Annotated in this window: 19 protein-coding genes and 1 riboswitch; of the genes, 16 read left to right on the plus strand and 3 right to left on the minus strand. The window is 28.6% G+C overall.

Annotation, left to right across the window (positions count from 1 at the left end; all coding sequences use genetic code 11):
• Window positions 1-46: 46 nt before the first annotated feature.
• From FAY47_RS03960 to FAY47_RS04010, 11 genes are all read left to right on the plus strand, one after another.
• A complete protein-coding gene (locus FAY47_RS03960) occupies window positions 47-892 on the plus strand; it encodes an aldo/keto reductase (RefSeq protein WP_143315126.1) in 846 nt (281 codons plus the stop codon).
• 199 nt (window positions 893-1,091) lie between these two features.
• Entirely contained in the window at window positions 1,092-1,424 is a 333-nt protein-coding gene (locus tag FAY47_RS03965; protein ID WP_143315127.1) for an inorganic diphosphatase, read from the plus strand.
• An 86-nt stretch (window positions 1,425-1,510) separates the two neighbouring features.
• A complete protein-coding gene (locus FAY47_RS03970) occupies window positions 1,511-2,419 on the plus strand; it encodes an ABC transporter ATP-binding protein (protein ID WP_143315128.1) in 909 nt (302 codons plus the stop codon).
• A gap of 20 nt (window positions 2,420-2,439) precedes the next feature.
• Window positions 2,440-3,234 (plus strand): ABC transporter permease subunit, encoded by a 795-nt coding sequence (locus tag FAY47_RS03975; RefSeq protein WP_143315129.1) that lies wholly within the window; start codon window positions 2,440-2,442, stop codon window positions 3,232-3,234.
• Between the two features lie 100 nt (window positions 3,235-3,334).
• Window positions 3,335-3,658: a GNAT family N-acetyltransferase gene (locus tag FAY47_RS03980; RefSeq protein WP_143315130.1), complete on the plus strand. Its 324-nt coding sequence runs from the start codon at window positions 3,335-3,337 to the stop codon at window positions 3,656-3,658.
• 49 nt (window positions 3,659-3,707) lie between these two features.
• On the plus strand, window positions 3,708-4,220 hold the full coding sequence (locus tag FAY47_RS03985; protein WP_143315131.1) for a flavin reductase: 513 nt from the start codon (window positions 3,708-3,710) through the stop codon (window positions 4,218-4,220).
• 687 nt (window positions 4,221-4,907) lie between these two features.
• The gene (locus FAY47_RS03990; RefSeq protein WP_143315132.1) at window positions 4,908-5,132 is read left to right on the plus strand and encodes a hypothetical protein; all 225 of its coding nucleotides are present in this window, start codon (window positions 4,908-4,910) and stop codon (window positions 5,130-5,132) included.
• Window positions 5,133-6,023: 891 nt separating this feature from the next.
• Entirely contained in the window at window positions 6,024-6,707 is a 684-nt protein-coding gene (locus tag FAY47_RS03995; RefSeq protein ID WP_143315133.1) for a response regulator transcription factor, read from the plus strand.
• A 241-nt stretch (window positions 6,708-6,948) separates the two neighbouring features.
• Complete coding sequence (locus FAY47_RS04000; RefSeq protein WP_143315134.1) at window positions 6,949-7,881, plus strand: ATP-binding cassette domain-containing protein; 933 nt, start codon at window positions 6,949-6,951, stop codon at window positions 7,879-7,881.
• Window positions 7,859-8,617 (plus strand): ABC transporter permease subunit, encoded by a 759-nt coding sequence (locus FAY47_RS04005; protein ID WP_185966712.1) that lies wholly within the window; start codon window positions 7,859-7,861, stop codon window positions 8,615-8,617. Before FAY47_RS04000 ends, FAY47_RS04005 begins: the two co-directional genes overlap by 23 nt.
• Before the next feature lie 130 nt (window positions 8,618-8,747).
• Window positions 8,748-9,536: a HAMP domain-containing sensor histidine kinase gene (locus FAY47_RS04010; protein WP_207706217.1), complete on the plus strand. Its 789-nt coding sequence runs from the start codon at window positions 8,748-8,750 to the stop codon at window positions 9,534-9,536.
• A 360-nt stretch (window positions 9,537-9,896) separates the two neighbouring features.
• Here FAY47_RS04010 and FAY47_RS04015 read toward each other — a convergent pair whose 3' ends face one another.
• A complete protein-coding gene (locus FAY47_RS04015; RefSeq protein ID WP_143315137.1) occupies window positions 9,897-10,076 on the minus strand; it encodes a hypothetical protein in 180 nt (59 codons plus the stop codon).
• A 90-nt stretch (window positions 10,077-10,166) separates the two neighbouring features.
• A complete protein-coding gene (locus FAY47_RS04020; RefSeq protein WP_143315138.1) occupies window positions 10,167-12,170 on the minus strand; it encodes a KUP/HAK/KT family potassium transporter in 2,004 nt (667 codons plus the stop codon).
• Between the two features lie 171 nt (window positions 12,171-12,341).
• Between FAY47_RS04020 and FAY47_RS04025 the strand changes: the two genes are divergently transcribed.
• On the plus strand, window positions 12,342-12,878 hold the full coding sequence (locus tag FAY47_RS04025; protein ID WP_143315139.1) for a cysteine hydrolase family protein: 537 nt from the start codon (window positions 12,342-12,344) through the stop codon (window positions 12,876-12,878).
• A gap of 216 nt (window positions 12,879-13,094) precedes the next feature.
• Window positions 13,095-14,264: a MerR family transcriptional regulator gene (locus tag FAY47_RS04030; RefSeq protein WP_143315140.1), complete on the plus strand. Its 1,170-nt coding sequence runs from the start codon at window positions 13,095-13,097 to the stop codon at window positions 14,262-14,264.
• Between the two features lie 33 nt (window positions 14,265-14,297).
• On the opposite strand, the gene FAY47_RS04035 is transcribed toward FAY47_RS04030, so the two are convergent.
• Complete coding sequence (locus FAY47_RS04035) at window positions 14,298-15,002, minus strand: DUF421 domain-containing protein (RefSeq protein WP_143315141.1); 705 nt, start codon at window positions 15,000-15,002, stop codon at window positions 14,298-14,300.
• A 158-nt stretch (window positions 15,003-15,160) separates the two neighbouring features.
• Here FAY47_RS04035 and FAY47_RS04040 point away from each other — a divergent pair, with 158 nt between their 5' ends.
• The 3 genes from FAY47_RS04040 to FAY47_RS04050 all read left to right on the plus strand — a co-directional run bounded on the left by FAY47_RS04040 (window position 15,161) and on the right by FAY47_RS04050 (window position 19,337).
• Window positions 15,161-15,760: an ATP-dependent Clp protease proteolytic subunit gene (locus FAY47_RS04040; protein ID WP_143315142.1), complete on the plus strand. Its 600-nt coding sequence runs from the start codon at window positions 15,161-15,163 to the stop codon at window positions 15,758-15,760.
• Entirely contained in the window at window positions 15,747-16,475 is a 729-nt protein-coding gene (locus tag FAY47_RS04045) for a TraX family protein (RefSeq protein ID WP_143315143.1), read from the plus strand. Before FAY47_RS04040 ends, FAY47_RS04045 begins: the two co-directional genes overlap by 14 nt.
• Window positions 16,476-16,577: 102 nt before the next feature.
• A riboswitch (NiCo riboswitch) is annotated at window positions 16,578-16,668 on the plus strand.
• Window positions 16,669-16,796: 128 nt separating this feature from the next.
• Complete coding sequence (locus tag FAY47_RS04050) at window positions 16,797-19,337, plus strand: cation-translocating P-type ATPase (RefSeq protein WP_143315144.1); 2,541 nt, start codon at window positions 16,797-16,799, stop codon at window positions 19,335-19,337.
• The last annotated feature ends 16 nt before the right edge of the window (window positions 19,338-19,353 follow it).

Below are 19,353 nucleotides of genomic sequence, written 5' to 3' on the forward strand. Positions count from 1 at the left end.
GAAGTTCTATCTAGTTAGGAAAAATCTGAATAAAGGAGAAATTAGTATGGAATATGTAAAATTGAACAATGGTGTAAAAATGCCAGTACTAGGTTATGGAGTGTATCAGATCGTAGAGCAAGAAGAATGTGAAAGATGTGTGTTAGATGCAATTAGTGTAGGTTATCGTTCAATTGATACTGCCCAAGCTTATGGCAACGAAATGGCTGTTGGAAGAGCAATAAAGAAATCAGGGGTACCTAGAGAAGAGTTATTCATCACTACAAAGGTATGGATTTCTAATGCAGGCTATGAAAAAGCTAAGAAATCTATTGAAGAATCATTAAAAAAACTCCAATTAGATTATTTAGATTTATTATTGATACACCAACCTTTTGGTGATTACTATGGAACATATAGAGCTATGGAAGAATTATATAAAGACGGTAAAATCAAAGCCATAGGTGTTAGTAATTTCTATCCAGATAGATTAATTGATTTAATTCAATTTAATGAAATTGTTCCAGCAATTAACCAAGTTGAGACACATCCATTTAATCAACAAGTAAAAGCTCAAGAAATTATGAATAAATATGGCGTACAAATTGAGTCTTGGGCTCCTTTTGCTGAAGGTAAAAATGATATGTTCATGAATGGAACTCTTAAGGCAATTGGAGATAAATATAATAAATCCAATGCACAGGTTGCCTTAAGATACTTAATTCAAAGAGGTGTAGTTGTCATTCCTAAAACAGTAAATAAAGATAGAATGATTGAAAATTTTGATGTGTTTGATTTCAAGTTATCAAAGGATGATATAGTTATAATAGCTAAGTTGGATAAAAAGGAGAGTGCATTTTTCTCTCATTATGATCCCAAAATAGTAGAATTTATAACAAGTTTAGCAAGATAAGATAAATTATTATATAAATAGCATGTGCTTTATAAGTTTAACGTAACTTCATTATATAAATACATTATTTATGCCATCGGATTTAGAAAGTCTGGTGGCATTTTTATCTTTCAAAATATATCAAAAAGTTTTTGAACTTTTTTTTTAATTATGCGTTTAATAAATGAGAGATGAAAATAAAAGATTAGGAGAGAATTATATGGAATCTTATTTAGGTAAATTTGTTAAAGTTAAAATGGACAGACCATTGGGTTCTAAGCACCCTAAACATAACTTTATATACTCTTTAAATTATGGCTTTATCCCTAATACAACAGCAGGAGATGGGGAAGAGATTGATGTATATATTATTGGAGAATTTGAACCTTTAGAAACATATGAAGGATATGTTGTAGCAATAATAAAAAGAATAAATGATATTGAAGATAAATTAGTGGTTTGTAAAGAATTAAACAAATATAGCAAAGATCAGATAAAAGCATTAGTGGAATTTCAAGAAAGATTTTTTGAATCTACTATAATAACTTATTAGACATTAAAAAGTGTCTATATTCAAAGGAGGTGAACTTTAGTAAGAGTTTGATAAGTTGTAATACAATCTCTTACTAAAGATAATTTATGAATGCAATAAATATAGAAAATCTTAGTAAATCCTATGATGGAAAGACTAATGTATTAAAAAATATAAATTTAAGTATACCAAAGGGTGAGATATTTGGCTTTCTTGGCCCTAATGGTTCTGGAAAAACAACTACAGTTAGAATTTTAAATGGAATTCTTTCTTTAACCTCAGGATATGCTGAGATTTTAGGAATTCCTGCAAATGAAAATAATCTGGATATTCATAGATTATGTGGAGTTATGACTGAGAGCTCTTCCTGTTATGAAAATCTCACTGCTGAAGAAAATTTATTGTTTTTTGGAAAGATGCATGGAGTTGAAGAAAGATCCCTTAAAGAAAGTACAAATACTATATTAAAAAGACTGGATTTACTAGATGTAAAAGATAAAAAAGTGAAGTCATTTAGTACAGGAATGAGAAAGAGAATTTCTTTAGGAATAGCATTAATTCATAATCCTAAGATTTTATTCCTTGATGAACCTACCTCTGGCTTAGATCCAGAAAATGCACTAAATGTTACAAGGCTTATAAAAGAGCTTGCTGAGGAAAATCAGGTTACAATTTTTCTTTGCACTCATCAATTAAAATATGCTGAAGATATCTGTACTTTATATGGTTTTATTAATGATGGAAATATCTTAGGCTTTGGTACATTTCATGAGCTTGCCTCAAGAAAAAATGCTGGTCTTAGGTTAAGGGTTAGAGGGAAAAATATTTCTAAAGAATTTGGGCTTATCCATGAAGGTAATGATATATATAGTAAACCTATTTTAGGAGACAAAGAGGCAAATCTTTTAATACAAGGCATACTTACAAATGGCGGTGAAATTTATGAAGCCATGCAGCAGAAATGGTCTTTAGAAGAATTGTATTTTAAATATATAAAAGGAAATTCTAATATTTAAGGTTATGGAGTGGTTAGAATATGAATAGAAATGAAAAAGCTTTAATATGGAAAGATATAAATGAAATAACAAAAGCAAAACGTGTTATTATGCCTATGACTATTGTCCCACTTATTATGGTAGTAATTATACCTTTAGGGATGTTGATAGGTATAAAATTTATGGGAAATGATTCAAGTATGCTTACAAAGATGGCTCCTCTTATAGAAAAATTACCTTCTGAATATGCAGATTACAATCAAGCTCAGCTTTTAATAAAAATAATTATAGATTTTATGTTTCCGTCATACTTTCTTATAATTCCAATAATGTGCTCAGCAGTTATTGGAGCCAGTAGTTTTGTTGGAGAGAAGGAACATAAGACTTTGGAATCTTTGCTTTACACACCGATATCTATGGAAGAACTTCTTAGGGCAAAGATTTTAGGAGTTTTTATACCTTCTTATATTGTAACTTTAATTTCGTTTGTAGTCTTTGGAATAATAATTAATGTAGGAGGTTTTATATATTTTGGAGGACTTATATTTCCAGATGTAAAATGGCTCATAATTATAATATTGATTTCTCCTGCAATGAATTTATTATCCTTAATATTTACTGTGAGAATATCAGCAAAATCTGAAAGTTTTCAAGAAGCTCAACAGGTAAGTGGACTTCTTGTCATTCCAGTGATTCTTATATTAATAGGCCAAATGACAGGTATGTTTTTACTTAATAACTTTGCAATGCTAATAGGGGGAGTTGTTATTTTGTTACTCGATTATATATTGATAAAGAAGATTTCCTCTAAGTTTGTACCTGAAAAACTAATATAAATATCTTACTGCTAAAAAGAAATTTTGATAAATGAGTATATTGTTGCTAAAATTAAGTTATAACTATTATTAATAGATAAACTAAATAAGGAGGCAGAATATGGATTGGAAATATGAAAACAACAAGATATATAGTGTAGATGAAAAAGGTGACTTAATGGCAGAAGCAACCTTTACCCACAAAAATAATGGAGAAATAGATATAGATCACGTTTATGTTAATCCAGTGCTAAGAGGAAAAGGTGTAGCTGGCAAAATAATGGAGGTTATGGTAAATTATCTAAGAGAAAATAAACTTAAAACAACAGCTACTTGTTCATATGCTAATGGTTGGTTTAAAAAGAATGAAGAAGAGTATTCTGATGTAATTTCAAAGGATATGTGGGATCAACCTATTGCATGTAGAATAGATGGAAAGCATTAATATATAAATTTATATATAGATTTTAAAATTTTAGTTTGGGGGTATATTTATGAATAAATTTAAATCAATTTCAGCAGATTCTTTTCATTTTAGTCCATTTAAGATGATAGGAAAAGATAGCATGCTTATTACAGCAGAAAAAGATGGAAAAGTAAACAGCATGACTGCATCATGGGGTGGACTAGGAGTTATGTGGAGGAAAAATGTAGCTTATATCGTAGTTAGAAATAGTCGTTACACAAAGGAATTTATAGATGCTTCAAATTCCTTTTCTCTTTCATTTTTTGAGCCTAATAAATATGGTGAAGTACTAAGATATATGGGAACAGTATCTGGAAGAGATGAAAATAAGATTAAAGGAGCCAATGTTACAGTAGGTTATTATGAAGGAGTTCCTTATATTGATGAAGCTTCAATAGTTTTAGTATGCAAAAAGATGAGCTGTCAAACAATTACTCCAGACAGTTTTGTTATGGATGATTTGGAAGAAAAATTTTATAAGGATAAGGATTATCATAATCTTTATATTGGAGAAATTATTGAAATTATGAGACAAGAATAAGATAGATATGATTTATTGCTGATAAATCATATTCTAATATTCATATATTGTGATATTCTAGTATTCTTATATTCTTAAGAATATGCTGGTAAAATGCGCTTTGATCTCTATTTGTATCCTTAAATAAGAATCAAAAGAGCTATAGCAGTAAACTAATAAAGAAACAAAGACTTATTATATACAGGACAAGCATCTATTGAAGGATAAAGTGAGGGGAAACTCATTTTATTTTAGAAAGAGATGTTATGTCCTTTTTTCATTCCGCTGTACATTATGTTGTACCGAAGAAGACAGTAAAAGAAAGTGCGTAGAATCATCTACCAAATGGAAGGCAATATTATTATTTATAGAATGATATGGAGACTACGCTCAAAGAGTTGGTAAAAGACATTGATGATAAGGCAGTTATTCTTGAAATTGATACTAAAAAGGCTTTGGATGAAAGAAATTAATGAAACTAATACATTATGGACAGAAGTTGAAATCGAAGAATTAGAAGCTCGTGAAGAGTATATTACATGTTTATGTTGTTGGCGAATATAATTAGTTTGTTAACATATTTTGGATAATTTAAAATAAAATTAGATTATTTAGAGCATGTTTTTCATTAGTAAGAAACTACATAAGGTAGGAAATTACCTATTTTGTGTAGTTTCTTTAAAATATTATATCAAGGAGAGGAAACAAATGAGTGTTTTAACAAAATATATCTCATTATATGAATTAGATGGTGAAAATACTTTAATGTTAAATGCATTATTTGGAGCAATTGATGTAATTGATACAGAAACAAAAGGAAAAATTGAACGTATAAAAAGTATGGAGAATTTAGATGAGAAATTTATAGGCGAGAATCTAATGAAATCTTTAAGGAATAGGGATATATATTTTCTAGTCACGAGGAAGAATTAGAAGAACTAAAACGCCAAAAAAAAATGCATGAATATTTATGTGAAATTGCAATTCTACATGTAATTTGTCCAACCATGTTTTGTAATTTAAAATATAGTTACTGTTTTGAACTAAAACATATAAAAGATAATACAACTGTGATGATGCAGTAGTGGTTAGAAATATTAATAAAATTGATTTCTAAAATTAAACCATATTTAAAACGTTTTAAAAGTAGCTAAGATAAAAAATACTATTCAATTTATATAGAGTGAAGCAATAGCTATATATTATACTTTTAGATTTTTAAATTTAATTTTAACAATAAAGATATTTTATGGTTCAAAATACTGTAATTCCATATTGGAACATTGCAGTATTTTTTTGTATCTTCATTATGTCTACATTATGTCTACTGCTTGGTGTCATAAGTCTTCATAGTTTTTCTTCTATCTTTTTGATAAGTTTAATAATAGATTATTGATTTCAGATGATCTTTAGTAAAAAGTTAAAAATCTTGATACAAGTATTCTACAATTATTCATGTTTAGGTAGAAGAACTTTTAGCTGTATTCTTGAAAAAAGTAACGTATAAAAAAATAATGTTCTATACTTGAAAATATATCAACTAATATATGCAACTTATTTCTTTAAATGTGAATCAATATTTGAATAGCAGTAACAATTAGAATTAAATTATTTTATTACAGAAACAATTACAGTATAATATTATTGTAAAAACATTGAATTATAGTAATGAAATGGATTGATAGTGTTATAAAGTAGTGGAATACTAATCTGTTTTTACATGAAGTTAACAAAATAGATCAATCATTTTATGTAAATTATACAACAATGTATTATTTATAAGCTATTGTTATAGGTATGAATAAAAAGAGGGAGGAGTAGGACATGATTAAGATTTTGGTTTTAGAAGATGATAAAGAAATTAATCAACTTATTTGTAAGGTATTAGAAGATAATAATTATTTTACAACTTCTGCCTTTACAGGATTAGATGGAATAAGATATTTAAAATCAGAAAAATTTGATCTAGTATTACTAGATTTAATGTTACCTTTTATGAGTGGAGATAAAATTTTAAGTGAGCTTCGTACATTTTCACAAGTTCCAGTTCTTGTAATTTCTGCCAAAGAAACAACACAGATTAAAGTAGATTTACTTCGATTAGGAGCAGATGATTATATAACAAAGCCATTTGATCTTGATGAGATTGTAGCTAGAGTTGAGTCAAACTTGCGACGTAGTAGAAATGAAAACAAAGAAGAACAAAAGTGTATACTTAAAAATAAGGATATCGAAATGAATTTGCTTGAAAAAGAGGTAAAGGTTGGTGGAAAAGTACTTCAATTAACAGCAACTGAATATAAAATTTTAGAACTCTTTTTATGTAATCCTCAAAAATTATTTTCTAAGGCTAATTTATTTGAAAGCATTTGGAATGAAGATTATATTGTAAGTGATAATACTATTAATGTATATGTTAGTAGATTACGACAGAAGTTAAAAGTTGCAAATCCGCATATGGAATATATAGAAACTCTTTGGGGCTTAGGATATCGTTTGTCGAAGTAAGTATTTATATTTTTTTTATTAATTTGTAAGGATTTTGTTAGAATTACTTATTATGATAAAAGTATAGGATGATTTTCAAATCCAAACTAATAGTTAAGAAAAATTTTAATAACAGGGAGTGCGATATAGTTATATTAACAGGAAATCAACACTAAATAAACCTATGTTAAAAAATATTCAGTAATTTATAAGGGGCTCTATTTGGAGAAAGATAAAATAAAAGAAAGTGGAGTATTTGAATATGGAAGAAATTATTTTAAGGGCAATTGATTTGAATAAAAAATATAATCAAACTAAAGTTTTAAACAATGTAAATATTACTATAAAAAAAGGTAGAATATATGGATTTGTTGGACAGAATGGAGCCGGAAAAACTACGGTTATGAGAATTATATCAGGTCTTTCTATCGCTGATTCTGGGTATATAGAAATGTTTGGGGTATCAGATAGAAAAGGATTAATAGAAGAAAGAAAACGTATGGGATCTATGATCGAAACACCAGCTTTTTATCCATATATGACAGCATATGAGAACATTGAAGCAGCACGAATAGCTTACGGAATTCCGAGTAAAGATTCAAGTGAGAAAGCTTTAGTTGCTGTTGGGTTACAGGATACAGGAAAGAAAAAAGTGCAAGATTTTTCAATGGGAATGAAACAGCGTTTAGGTATTGCAATATCTATACTTAATGAACCGGAGTTTCTTGTTCTGGATGAACCTACAAATGGGTTAGATCCAATTAGCATGATAGAAATACGAGATTTAATAGCTAGTTTAGCACGTGACAAGAATATTACCATTTTAATTTCTAGCCATATATTGGAGCAGTTATACCAATTAGTAACAGATTATATTATTATTCATAAAGGGCAAATCTTACGAACAATAACAAAAGAAGAATTAGATAAAGAATGTGAAAAACATATTGCTATATCAGTAGATAATACTTCACTTGCAATAGCAAGTTTAGAAAAATCACTTAGTATAAAAAAATATAAAATTATGCCTGATGATAGCATCTTACTATATGATTATGTTGATGATGTCCAGAAGGTTATTAATACACTATCAAAAGGTGAAATTATAATTAAAAAGATTAATGTAAATGGAGACAGTTTAGAAAATTATTTCATTAATCTTATTGGAGGTGTTGAAAATTTTAAATCTATTTAAGTTAGAATTATATAAATTGAAAAAGCAAAAGACACTCAAAGTATTATTACTACTTGTAATCTTGCTATCTGTTTTAAGCGCTTTTTCTGAGATTAGAATACTTGCTGAGCAAGGAGTTTCAAGCAGTGGAAAATTAAGTTATGAAAAAGCGTTTCAAGATATTTTTATGTATTTTGTATGTGCTGTATTTGCAGGTCTTTATATAGGGGCTGATTTTTCAAATAGGACAATTCAGTCTTATCTTTCTTCTGGACATAGCCGTATTTCAATAATTATAGCAAAATCGTTAGGCTTTTTCATGGGGACAACAATTATTATGTTACTTTATCCAATTACAGTTACTATTATTAATACAATTAAATTTGGGTGGGGTGAACCATTTACTTTTCTTTCATTCTGCTATATATTAAGGGTTGCTTTATTAGGTTCAATTTTAAATATTGGAACAAATAGTGTATTCGTACTTTTTGCTTTTATTTTTAAAGATATTCCCAAAACTATTTGCGCTTCATTATTATTTCCAATTTTATTTTCGTTTTTTCAGTCATTAATAGGAGATGTTATTCCAATTTTAAAGAGTGTAATCAACGTTACAACCTTAGCACAGTTGAAAAATATATCAATCGCCACAATTAGCTATCAACAAATATTTGTAATATTTTTATCATTTTTAATTATAACAATTATAACATTAAGTTTAACTTATATAATTTTTGATAAAGCAGAAATTAAATAGAGGTTAGATAAATATGAGAAATAATATGTTCATAACCAATATTATACTAATAATTCTCATATGCATAATCATTATATTATTTCTTCATTTATATCTAATAAAAAGGCAGATAAGAGCTATATCAAATCAATTGCAAAAAAATAAAGTTGAAAAAATAAATATCGCTTTAATTAATAAAGATGTTATTAATTTAGCTTCTATAATAAATAAAAATATTCTAAATCAAAAAAAACATAATTTGGATATTATAAAAAGGGAAAAAAAACTAAAGGAAGCAATTTTGAGTATTTCACATGATTTAAGGACACCATTAACATCTATTATTGGATATTTACAACTTCTGAAAAGATCAAAGCTTAATAGTGAACAAAATGAATTTGTTGAAATAGTATTAAATAGAAGTGATGGATTAAAAAAATTAATTTGTGATTTCTATGAGCTTTCTATTTTGGAAATAAGTGAAAATAAACCAAATTTCCAAAGGGTCAATATTTCAAAGGTTATTACTGAATGTGTACTTAATTACTTTGAAGAATTTGACAAGAGAAATATAGTCCCAAAATTGAAAATTTCAAAGGAAGTAGATTATGCTTATGTGGATAAATTGATGTTAGAAAGAATTATAAATAACTTATTGATAAATGCATTGCGTTATAGCAATGGCGATCTTAGTATAACTGTAACTGCATCTGAATGGATTAATATAAGTTTTAAAAATGGTATTTTTCAAAATAAAATGTTTGATCCAACTAAACTATTTGAAAAATTTTATACTGGAGATGAAGCTCGTAATAAACATGGTACTGGGTTAGGGCTTTATATAACAAAGCTTTTAATAGAAAAGATGGGAGGGCAAGTATTTGCTAAACTTCAAGACAATATGCTAGATATTACAATTTTGCTAATGAGGAAAAGTTAAGCTAAGTTTATTTGTTAGGTAATAATAAGCATCGAGAGATTTGACAGCTGAATATTAGTAAATCCTCATTATTAAAATTAAATTACGCTTATAGATAAAATATCAAAATCTGATATAGCATTTAGTGCTTACCAGGTTTTTTTTCTTTTTACTGGCTAAGATAACTTAAGTAGTGGTTATTTGGCTAATTTATATAAAAAAAGATTTATGAAAATAAAAGATGGAAAATAGAAGATATATAATACATTAAAAAATAAAATGAAGTTTGAAAGTATTACAGGAAAATTAATTCTTTATTTTTTAAAGAGGCTGTCGCATTAGCATTTTCAAAATGCTAATGTAACAGCCTCTTTACATTCATTATTCAGCAACACTTGGAATCTCTTCATTGTCGCTTGACTTCTCTTTATTGTAATAATTATTTGTAGTATTACCTGAATTATTACCAACACCATTTTTAACTGGTGAAATAATAAATCCAAAAACTACTCCAATTGAAAATGCTAAGGAAGTCAATCCCAAAACCTCTTTTTTATTCATTACGTATCCCCCTTTTATTATGAGTACCACTATATTCACATATTACTAAATTATAGTTAAACAGTATAATAATTATAACACTTTTATTCTTTATTTTTTACTTCTTTTTAAAACTACAGGATTTGAATGTCCTACAAATAATGGAACTTTTTCAATATAAACATCACTAGTTTCAAGTCCAAACCATCTTGCTGGAGTAACAGTAATTTTCTTTATTAATAATTTTGATCTAAGTATAAGTGAATCCCAAGACTTTAATTCTGACTCATAAGAAAGATGTTCTTGAATTAAAATAAATCGGAAGTCACTAATTTTTCTATCGGGCATAGTTGTGTAAGTTCTAGCTTGCATTTCTATTTCACCGCTTTCAACTAATTCATTTGAGATCTGGCGCAAGAAAACATTTAATTTTTGTTCTACTCTAAATCCAAGCTTTAATCGAACTTTCACAATGTAAGATGTTCCAAAGGTGTCTACATTATATTCAGCTAAATAAGGTTCATCGGTAACATCAATATTTACAAACCAATAAACATTTGCTTTTTTAGGCCTTTTGTCTAAAATGGAGTACATTATTTTTCTTTCAATATATTTTCGGCTTCCTAAGCTTGTTAAATATACCAAGTTTGTTGCATACTTAGGACGATCCTCATCTTGACGTAATTGATTTAATTGATCCTTATAATCTTCTATTGGAACTTCTTCTAGTAATCCCATCTTAATATAGTGACCTTTAATCCAAATAATCATAACTGTTAGTATTCCTAAGGCAATTAAAACAGCTACAAATCCTCCATGCATAAATTTAACTATATTTGCAATAAAGAAACAAAATTCAATTACTCCAAAGAAAATAAGTATACATATCGCAACAATAAGTGGAGTCTTTTTCTTTAATAAATAGTTAAACAATAAAATTGTTGTCATTAACATAGTAACAGTTATTGCAAGACCATAAGCTGCTTCCATATGTTCTGAATTTTTAAAGTAGAGAACTATTCCTATACAAACAATCCATAAAAGCTTATTAATTGAAGGTATATACAACTGTCCTTTAGACTTAGAGGGATACATAATATGTAATCTAGGGAATAGATTCAATTTAATTGCTTCAGAAACAAGTGTAAAGGAGCCTGAAATTAAAGCTTGTGAGGCGATAATTGCAGCTAAAGTTGAAATTACTATAGCAAATATTAAAAGTCCTTCAGGAACCATTTGAAAAAATGGATTTAGGCCTTCTATATCAGCATATTCAGTGCTATTCTTAGCTGCCAGTATCCAAGCTCCTTGACCAAAATAATTTAATAGTAAACATATCTTAACAAAGGGCCAAGACCCATATATATTATCTTTTCCAACATGCCCAAGGTCTGAATAAAGAGCTTCAGCGCCTGTGGATGATAAAAATATGCTACCAAGTATAAAGAAGCCTAGTCTATTTTCACTGCTAAAAAGTGTTTTAATTGCATAATATGGAGACAATGCACGTAATAGTGTCCAATCATGAGACATATTAATAATTCCAAAGTAAGCTAAAGCACAAAACCAAATAAGCATAATTGGACCAAATAATTTTCCAATTAAATCAGTTCCAAAATGTTGAATAAAAAATAAAGCACTTATGATTATTATTACAATTACAACAATATTATTTTGATTGTTCCCAAAAACCTCATTAAAACTTGGTATTAGATTTAGTCCTTCAATTGCTGAAGTTACAGTTACAGCAGGAGTCAACATTCCATCAGCTAGTAATGTAGAACCACCAATAATAGCTGGAACTATAAGCCACTTTGCACGCCTACGAACTAGAGTAAAAAGAGAAAAGATTCCACCTTCGCCCTTATTATCTGCATTTAATGTTATAAGAACATATTTTATAGTTGTTAAAATGGTAATTGTCCAAAAAACCATAGATAAAGTTCCAAGTATAAAACTTTCAGATACGTTACTTAAACCGCCATTACCATTTAAAACAGATTTCATTACATAAAGTGGTGAAGTTCCAATATCTCCATAAACTACCCCTAAGGTTACTAAAACTCCTCCTAAGGTCAATTTAGAAATATTATTTTGTTTTCTAATCAAATTCATATTTAATCTTCCTTTTCTTTTTTCTAGATAAAGCTATATTTATTATTTACTTTTTATCTTAAAATCATAGATAAAATAAAAAAATATATAAACTATTTTTTAAGAAAAAGGTTTATAATTGTTATAAATATCATTATCTGATATAAAAAAACAATAAAGGAGAAAAGATATATGAGTAACGTAGCTATATTAGTAGTAGATGTTCAAAATGCATTGATTGAAAAACATCCTTATAATGAAAGGAAAGTAATTGAAAATATAAAAAAGCTAATTTCAACTGCAAGAGATAATATGAAAGAAGTTATATATGTACGTCATGATGATGGAGTAGGGACTGAATTTGAAAAAGGAACATATGGATGGCAGATTTATAATGAAGTAGCACCTAATAATGATGAGTTAATTATTGAAAAACAGTTTAATAGTGCTTTTTTAAAGACAAGCTTAAGAGAATATTTAGAAAGTAAAGAGATAGATACAATAATGCTAGTAGGGCTTCAAACAGAATATTGTTTTGATGCTACTTGTAAAAGTGCCTTTGATGCAGGATATAAAATAATTATTCCAGAAGAAACAAATACAACTTTTGATAACGAATATCTTTCTGGTGAGAATCTTTATAAATTTTTTAATTATGGAATTTGGAATAACCGCTTTGCTCAGGTTATCTCAATGGAGGATGTAATAAAAACTTATCTAGATAAATAATATTCATATCAGAATTAGTTACCAGTATTTCCCAAGAAATAAACCTCATAAGGAATATAACCTTTTAATTGTAATTTAAATAAAAAACTGTTGACCCTAACATAAGGTTATAGTGTAGCATATAGGTAAAGGTTGAACATATTGTAAAAGAAATTCATAGCTAGCTAATAAATTGCAATATTAACAACCTTTGAATCAAGGCTGGAGGTATAACAATTGAAAACAGTTAAAGAAGTTTCAGATTTAACAAGAATTAGTGTGCGCGCACTACATCACTATCATAAAATTGGATTATTAAACCCAAGTGAAATCACAGATGCAGGTTACAGACTTTATGATCATAAATCTATTGAAAAATTGCAACAGATATTGTTTTTTAAGGAGCTTGATATACCTTTAAAAGATATTAAAGAAATAATGGACAGTCCAAGTTTTGATAAAATGAAAGCTTTAAAAAAGCAGGAGAAGTTGCTTGTTTTAAAACGTGATAGACTAAATGATTTAATTGATCTTATAAATAAGACAATAAAAGGAGAGAATTCAATGAGTTTTAAAGAATTTGATATGAGTGAATATTTTAATGCCTTAGAGGAATTTAAAAAAGAACATAAAGATAAGATAATTAAAGCTTATGGCAGCATAGATAAATATAATGAATTTATTGAAGGCTTGAAATCTAAGGAAGGTACAGCTAATAAGATTGCTAAAATGGCCATAACACAGTATGGAAGCATTGAAAAATATGTTGAGGCTATGAAGAAAAATTGGCAAAATGATAAGATGTTTACTAAAGCAGAACAATATGATGAGTTTAAGAGAGATCTATTGGAAGATAAGCATCCTAAATTAAGAGAATTATATAAAAAGCTTGTATCTGACTTAAGTAAAGACCCTTCTTCAAAGGAAATTCAACAAGTAGCTGAAGAAATAACTAATATAGCTAAAAAAGATTATGAAATTTTTAAAGCTGATATGGGAGATGACTATTGGTACTACATGGTACGACTTTATTTAGTCTTACCTGATTGGATAAAAGCAGTTGACAGTAAATATGGAGATGGCTCATCTAAATTTATCGGTAAAGCTCTAAAAAGTTATTTAGGATATAATAAGCCTAAGCTTGAGGTACTATATAAAAATCTTACATCTGACTTAAATAAAGATCCTCATTCAAAGGAAATTCAAGAAATAGTTCAGAAAATAGTAAATGAGACTGAGAAACAGCTTAAGGTTTTAAAAAGAGATGAAGGAGAAAATTATTGGGGCTATACAGCAGAACAATATTTATCAGATCCTACTTATATAAAAGTAATGGATAAGAAATATGGAAATGGTGCATCTAAATTTATTGGAGAAGCCCTAAAATTTTATTCTAAAAACAATTAATAAGAAAAGCTAAGCTTTATGTCTTAGCTTTTCTTATTTATATAAAAACACCTTTAGATTACCTTTATCATCAAATGTAGCTAAGAGAACATTTTTAACCTCTGTTTGATATAACCGTTTCAAATTAGACTGAACCCAATCTTCATCCTTCTGTATTTCCTTTAAGCTCTTTGAAATTATCTTACCTTCTTTAACAATTGTCCTTTGAAAATTAAAAGCTTCTGCTTGTATATTTAAATCTGAAAGAGTAGCAGGACTATATTTAGGATCCAAAAAAACAGAAATTTTCCCATCAGATTCCCAAGTTGCCAAGGCTACCTTTTTCACATCTTCTACTTTCTCTTCACGTAATTCTTCTAATAGCACATCAACTGATATTCTTGCTTTTTTTAATCCTTTATAAAGAATTTCTCCATTTTTAACAATAGTAATAGGTGAACTATTTACAATTCTTCTTAAGGCTGGGAACTTAAGAATACTAAAGATACTAATAAGATATAAAATTACTAGTACAGTTGTTGTAATCATAGAGCCTTCTAAACCAAGGTGTTCGTCAGACAAAGGGTGAGCAATTATGTTTCCAATAACTAGAGCAATAACAAAATCAAGAAGTCTTAATTGTGATATAGTTCGTTGTCCTAAGATTTTTGCCATGATAAGCAAGAAGAAATATGAAGTAATAGCACGAAGAACCCACTGAGCTCCAGTAAGGGTCTCTTGGCTTTGTAAAAAATTCATAAAATATGTACCTCCTTTATTCAAAGATTCAATGCTCATGTTATTTTACCCATTAGGCATTGCTGATTATACTAAGAAAAACAACATGATTAGTTGACATATACATGAAGTAAGAATAGAATAAATGGTATGTAATGGAAAATATAGGAGGTTTTTTTATGGAAATTATAAAAAAAGTGATAAATAAGGAAGATAGTAAAGAAGCAAGTGCAAATAAACCTGATATATATCAAGAGAAAATGCTAAATTCTAGAACTATTATAATCTCAGGAGAAATTAATCAAGAGCTAGCAGCAAAAGTTAGCATGCAGTTATTGATTTTGCAAGAAATAAGTGATGAACCTATAAAGATTTTTATAAATAGCCAAGGTGGCCATGTTGAATCTGGAGATACAATTCATGATATGATCAAATTTGTAAAGCCTAAGGTAATAATGATTGGTACAGGGTGGGTTGCTAGTGCAGGTATAACCATTTACCTTGCAGCTGATAAAGAAAATAGATATTCTTTGCCTAATACAAGATATATGATTCATCAACCATCTGGAGGAGCTAGAGGACAAAGTACTGATCTTGCTATTGAAGCTGAAGAAATAATGAAGATAAAAGATAGAGTAGCAAGATTAATAAGTGATGCTACAGGAAAACCATTAGAAGAAGTTAATGAAAACATAAATCGTAATTATTGGATGAATGCAAATGAAGCTGTAGATTACGGTATTGTAAATAAGATTATAACTAAGTATGAAGAGTTATAAAGGCTTAACTAATAATGAGTTAAAAATACTGGCTATCATAGCTATGACTATGGACCATATCGCTTATGGATTTATTACCCCAAGTACTATCACATATGAAGTTTTTAGAGCAATTGGGAAATTAACAATCGTTATAATGTGTTATATGGTTGTAGAAGGATATAAACATACACATAACATAAAAAAGTATCTATTAAGAATGTTTATATTTGCTCTCATTTCTCATATACCTTATGTATTTCTTTTCACAGGAAAAGTATCTTTATTATTTGGTGAACGTAATTTTCATACCAGCGTAATATGGTCATTACTTTTAGGGTTAATATTAATATGTGTTTGGAATGATGATAGATTTAAAAAAATATATAAGATAATTTTGTTAATCATTATTTGCTGTTTATCAACTTTAGGAGATTGGGGTATATTTGCAGTTATATTGATATTTGGATTTAATATTTATTATGGAAACAGAAAAAAACAGATGATTTTTCTTGGAATATGTGCCATGTTTATAGATATTTTAACTATTTATCAACTAAGTTTAAGGGGGGCTGGAGCTTGGTATAGTGAGATCTACCTTTTTGGTTTACTTCTTGGTATTCCTGTTTTATTAAAGTACAATGGAACCCTTGGGAAAAGCAAAAATTTGAAGTGGCTATTTTATATATACTACCCCTTGCATCAAGTGATATTAGGCATTTTAGCCCATATTTAACACAAGTAAGTTAGAAAATTAAATATTTTTATCAAATAAAGTAACCTTATTAATAATTCTGCAATATAATATATAAAAATCTCTTTGCGCTGCATATAAACTACAGTACAAACTGATCAGGCCATAAGTTGTAGTAATTTAAGGAGCCGGGCCAAAATAGGCAACAGGGTTATTTAATACCTGTGGGACAGTTTAATGTTCTACAGGTATTTTTTCTTTTAGAGCATTAACTGTTATAAATGCAATGCCATAGAGCTATCAAACAAATTTATTCATAACAGAGAGAGAGAGTCGTTATGGATTAAAGGGAGGTAACTTATTATGACAATTGAAAGAAAGACAATGAAATTGCAGGGGCTAACAAATGAGGAAGCTAAGAAAGCTCAAAATAAGTATGGTAAAAATCAACTTATTCCAGAGAAAAAGGAGAATTTCCTTTTAAAGCTTCTTAATGTACTAAAAGAACCTATGTTTTTATTACTAATAATGTCGGCTATTATTTATTTCCTACTGGGGGAACCAACTGATGGTTCGGTAATGCTAATATTTGTAGTTGGAATGATATTAATTGATGTGGTTCAAGAGTGGAAGACAGATAAAACTTTAAAGTCCTTAAGGAAATTATCTGCACCTCATATTAAGGTTATTAGAGATTATAAAGAAAAAATGATAAATAGTGAAGACTTAGTTCCAGGAGATTTAATGATTATAACAGAAGGTATAAAAGTGCCAGCTGATGGAAAGCTAATCTCTTCTAATGATCTTTTCATAGATGAATCTTCCTTAACTGGAGAGGCTGAAGGTATATGGAAATCCATTGATTCTACAGATGAAGGGGATTATTTAAAAAAGGATCACTGCTATGCTGGAACCTTGGTCCTTCAGGGGAGTGGAGTAGTTAAGGTAGAAAAAATAGGAATGGCTACTGAATATGGGAAAATAGGGCATGGCATATCAGAAGCTAAAGATATTGTAACTCCACTTGAGAAACAAACAAGATATCTTGTAAAAATATGCTCTGTATTAGCTATAGTTCTTTGTTTTATCGTGGCAGCAATAACGTATTTAAATCTCTTTGATTCCCCACTAAAAGAAAGGCTAATCGAAAGCATTCTTTCAGGTATAACCCTTGCAATGGCGATGATTCCAGAGGAATTCCCTGTAGTTTTGACCGTGTTTTTATCAATGGGAGCATGGCGGCTAGCAAAGAAACAATCTCTAGTTCGAAAGCTTCCTTCAGTAGAGACTTTAGGTGCTGTATCCATACTTTGTGTAGATAAAACTGGCACTATCACATTAAATAATATGAAAGTAGATCATATTTGGTCTATTGAAGAAGATAAAGATAATTTGCTAAAAGTTATGGGGATGGCATGTGAAACAAATCCTTATGACCCTATGGAAAAAGCCATGCTTAAATACTGCCAAGATAATGATATAAAAAAGGACTACCTGTTTAGTGGTGAGCTTATTAATGAATATTCCTTTACCAATAAACGAAAAATGATGGGGCATGTTTGGAAGCGTGATAATAAAATAATAATTTGTGCTAAAGGTTCTTCTGAAAAGTTAATTAACCTTTGCAATCTCAAAAAGGAAGAAATAGATAAAATAAATAAAAAGGCATATGAAATATCTTCAAAAGGCCTTAGAGTAATAGCGGTAGGAAAAAAGGACATTGAAGATAATGAAATAGTTCCTCTTGAATTAGAAGATTGCAGTCTAAAGTTTCTAGGATTAATAGGGCTTATAGATCCTCCAAGGGATTATATAAAAGATGACATTAATAAATGTATATCTGCAGGTATTAGAGTTATTATGATTACTGGAGATAATGGATTAACTGCAGCTTCAATTGCAAAAAGAGTTGGCATTTGTTCAAATAAAATAATCACTGGTGATGAGCTTTCCCTTATGGATGATAGTACATTAAGAGAAAAAGTAAAGGATGTATGTATTTTTTCAAGGGTACTTCCAGAGCATAAAATGAAGATAGTAAAGGCCTTTCAAGAAAATGGAGAAGTAGTAGCTATGACTGGTGATGGTGTAAATGATGCTGTTGCATTAAAATATGCAGATATAGGTATTTCCATGGGTAAAAGGGGCTCCGAGATATCAAGAGATGCCTCAGATTTAATACTTTTAGATGATAACTTTTCTACTATAGTGGATACTGTTAAAGACGGCAGAAGAATATATGACAATATAAGAAAAGCTGTAGGTTATATATTTACAATTCATATACCAATAGCTTTAGCTTCACTAGTTGCACCTCTTCTAAAAATAGATTCTTCTTCTTTATTATTATTACCAATACATGTTGTTCTTTTAGAATTAATTATAGATCCAACATGTTCAATAGTTCTTGAAAGACAGCCATCAGAATCTGATATTATGAAACGTAATCCACGTAGCCAAAATGAAGGCATAATAAATCCAAGGCTTTTGCTAAAAAGCTTAATTCAAGGATTAGTCATTTTTATTGCTTCCTTTGGTATCTATTATGGGTATTTAAGTTATAATCCTGAAGGGGCAGCAGTAGCACGTTCCATGGGATTAGCTATAATAATACTTTCTAATATATTTCTAGTTCAAGTTAATAGTTCCAATAAGGACTTTGTATATGAATCTTTTAAAAAATTAAGTAAGGATAAGGTTTTATGGCTAGTAAATATAGCAATACTTCTTGGGGTTGGAATAATTCTTTATACTCCTATTTCAAAATTTCTAAACCTTGAAGCTTTAAGTTTTAAAGAAATGCTTTTGGTTATAGGTGCATCCATAGCTTCAGTGATGTGGTATGAATTTGTAAAGCTTGCCTTAAAATTAAAAAAAACAGATCTAATATCTAAAGATAAATAGTATGATATAATGTATA

It is taken from the genome of Clostridium sp. HBUAS56017 (genome assembly GCF_007115085.1).
In the GTDB taxonomy this organism is placed as follows: domain Bacteria; phylum Bacillota; class Clostridia; order Clostridiales; family Clostridiaceae; genus Clostridium; species Clostridium cibarium.

Bases quoted from the DNA above. Each gene is read 5' to 3' on its own strand.
- FAY47_RS04035 (WP_143315141.1), bottom strand. From the start codon at position 15,002: ATGAATTTTTTACAAAGCCAAGAGACCCTTACTGGAGCTCAGTGGGTT.
- FAY47_RS03995 (WP_143315133.1), top strand. From the start codon at position 6,024: ATGATTAAGATTTTGGTTTTAGAAGATGATAAAGAAATTAATCAACTT.
- FAY47_RS03985 (WP_143315131.1), top strand. From the start codon at position 3,708: ATGAATAAATTTAAATCAATTTCAGCAGATTCTTTTCATTTTAGTCCA.
- FAY47_RS04015 (WP_143315137.1), bottom strand. From the start codon at position 10,076: ATGAATAAAAAAGAGGTTTTGGGATTGACTTCCTTAGCATTTTCAATT.
- FAY47_RS04045 (WP_143315143.1), top strand. From the start codon at position 15,747: ATGAAGAGTTATAAAGGCTTAACTAATAATGAGTTAAAAATACTGGCT.
- FAY47_RS03970 (WP_143315128.1), top strand. From the start codon at position 1,511: ATGAATGCAATAAATATAGAAAATCTTAGTAAATCCTATGATGGAAAG.
- FAY47_RS04000 (WP_143315134.1), top strand. From the start codon at position 6,949: ATGGAAGAAATTATTTTAAGGGCAATTGATTTGAATAAAAAATATAAT.
- FAY47_RS03990 (WP_143315132.1), top strand. From the start codon at position 4,908: ATGAGTGTTTTAACAAAATATATCTCATTATATGAATTAGATGGTGAA.
- FAY47_RS04040 (WP_143315142.1), top strand. From the start codon at position 15,161: ATGGAAATTATAAAAAAAGTGATAAATAAGGAAGATAGTAAAGAAGCA.
- FAY47_RS03960 (WP_143315126.1), top strand. From the start codon at position 47: ATGGAATATGTAAAATTGAACAATGGTGTAAAAATGCCAGTACTAGGT.
- FAY47_RS03980 (WP_143315130.1), top strand. From the start codon at position 3,335: ATGGATTGGAAATATGAAAACAACAAGATATATAGTGTAGATGAAAAA.
- FAY47_RS04020 (WP_143315138.1), bottom strand. From the start codon at position 12,170: ATGAATTTGATTAGAAAACAAAATAATATTTCTAAATTGACCTTAGGA.
- FAY47_RS03965 (WP_143315127.1), top strand. From the start codon at position 1,092: ATGGAATCTTATTTAGGTAAATTTGTTAAAGTTAAAATGGACAGACCA.
- FAY47_RS04050 (WP_143315144.1), top strand. From the start codon at position 16,797: ATGACAATTGAAAGAAAGACAATGAAATTGCAGGGGCTAACAAATGAG.
- FAY47_RS03975 (WP_143315129.1), top strand. From the start codon at position 2,440: ATGAATAGAAATGAAAAAGCTTTAATATGGAAAGATATAAATGAAATA.
- FAY47_RS04025 (WP_143315139.1), top strand. From the start codon at position 12,342: ATGAGTAACGTAGCTATATTAGTAGTAGATGTTCAAAATGCATTGATT.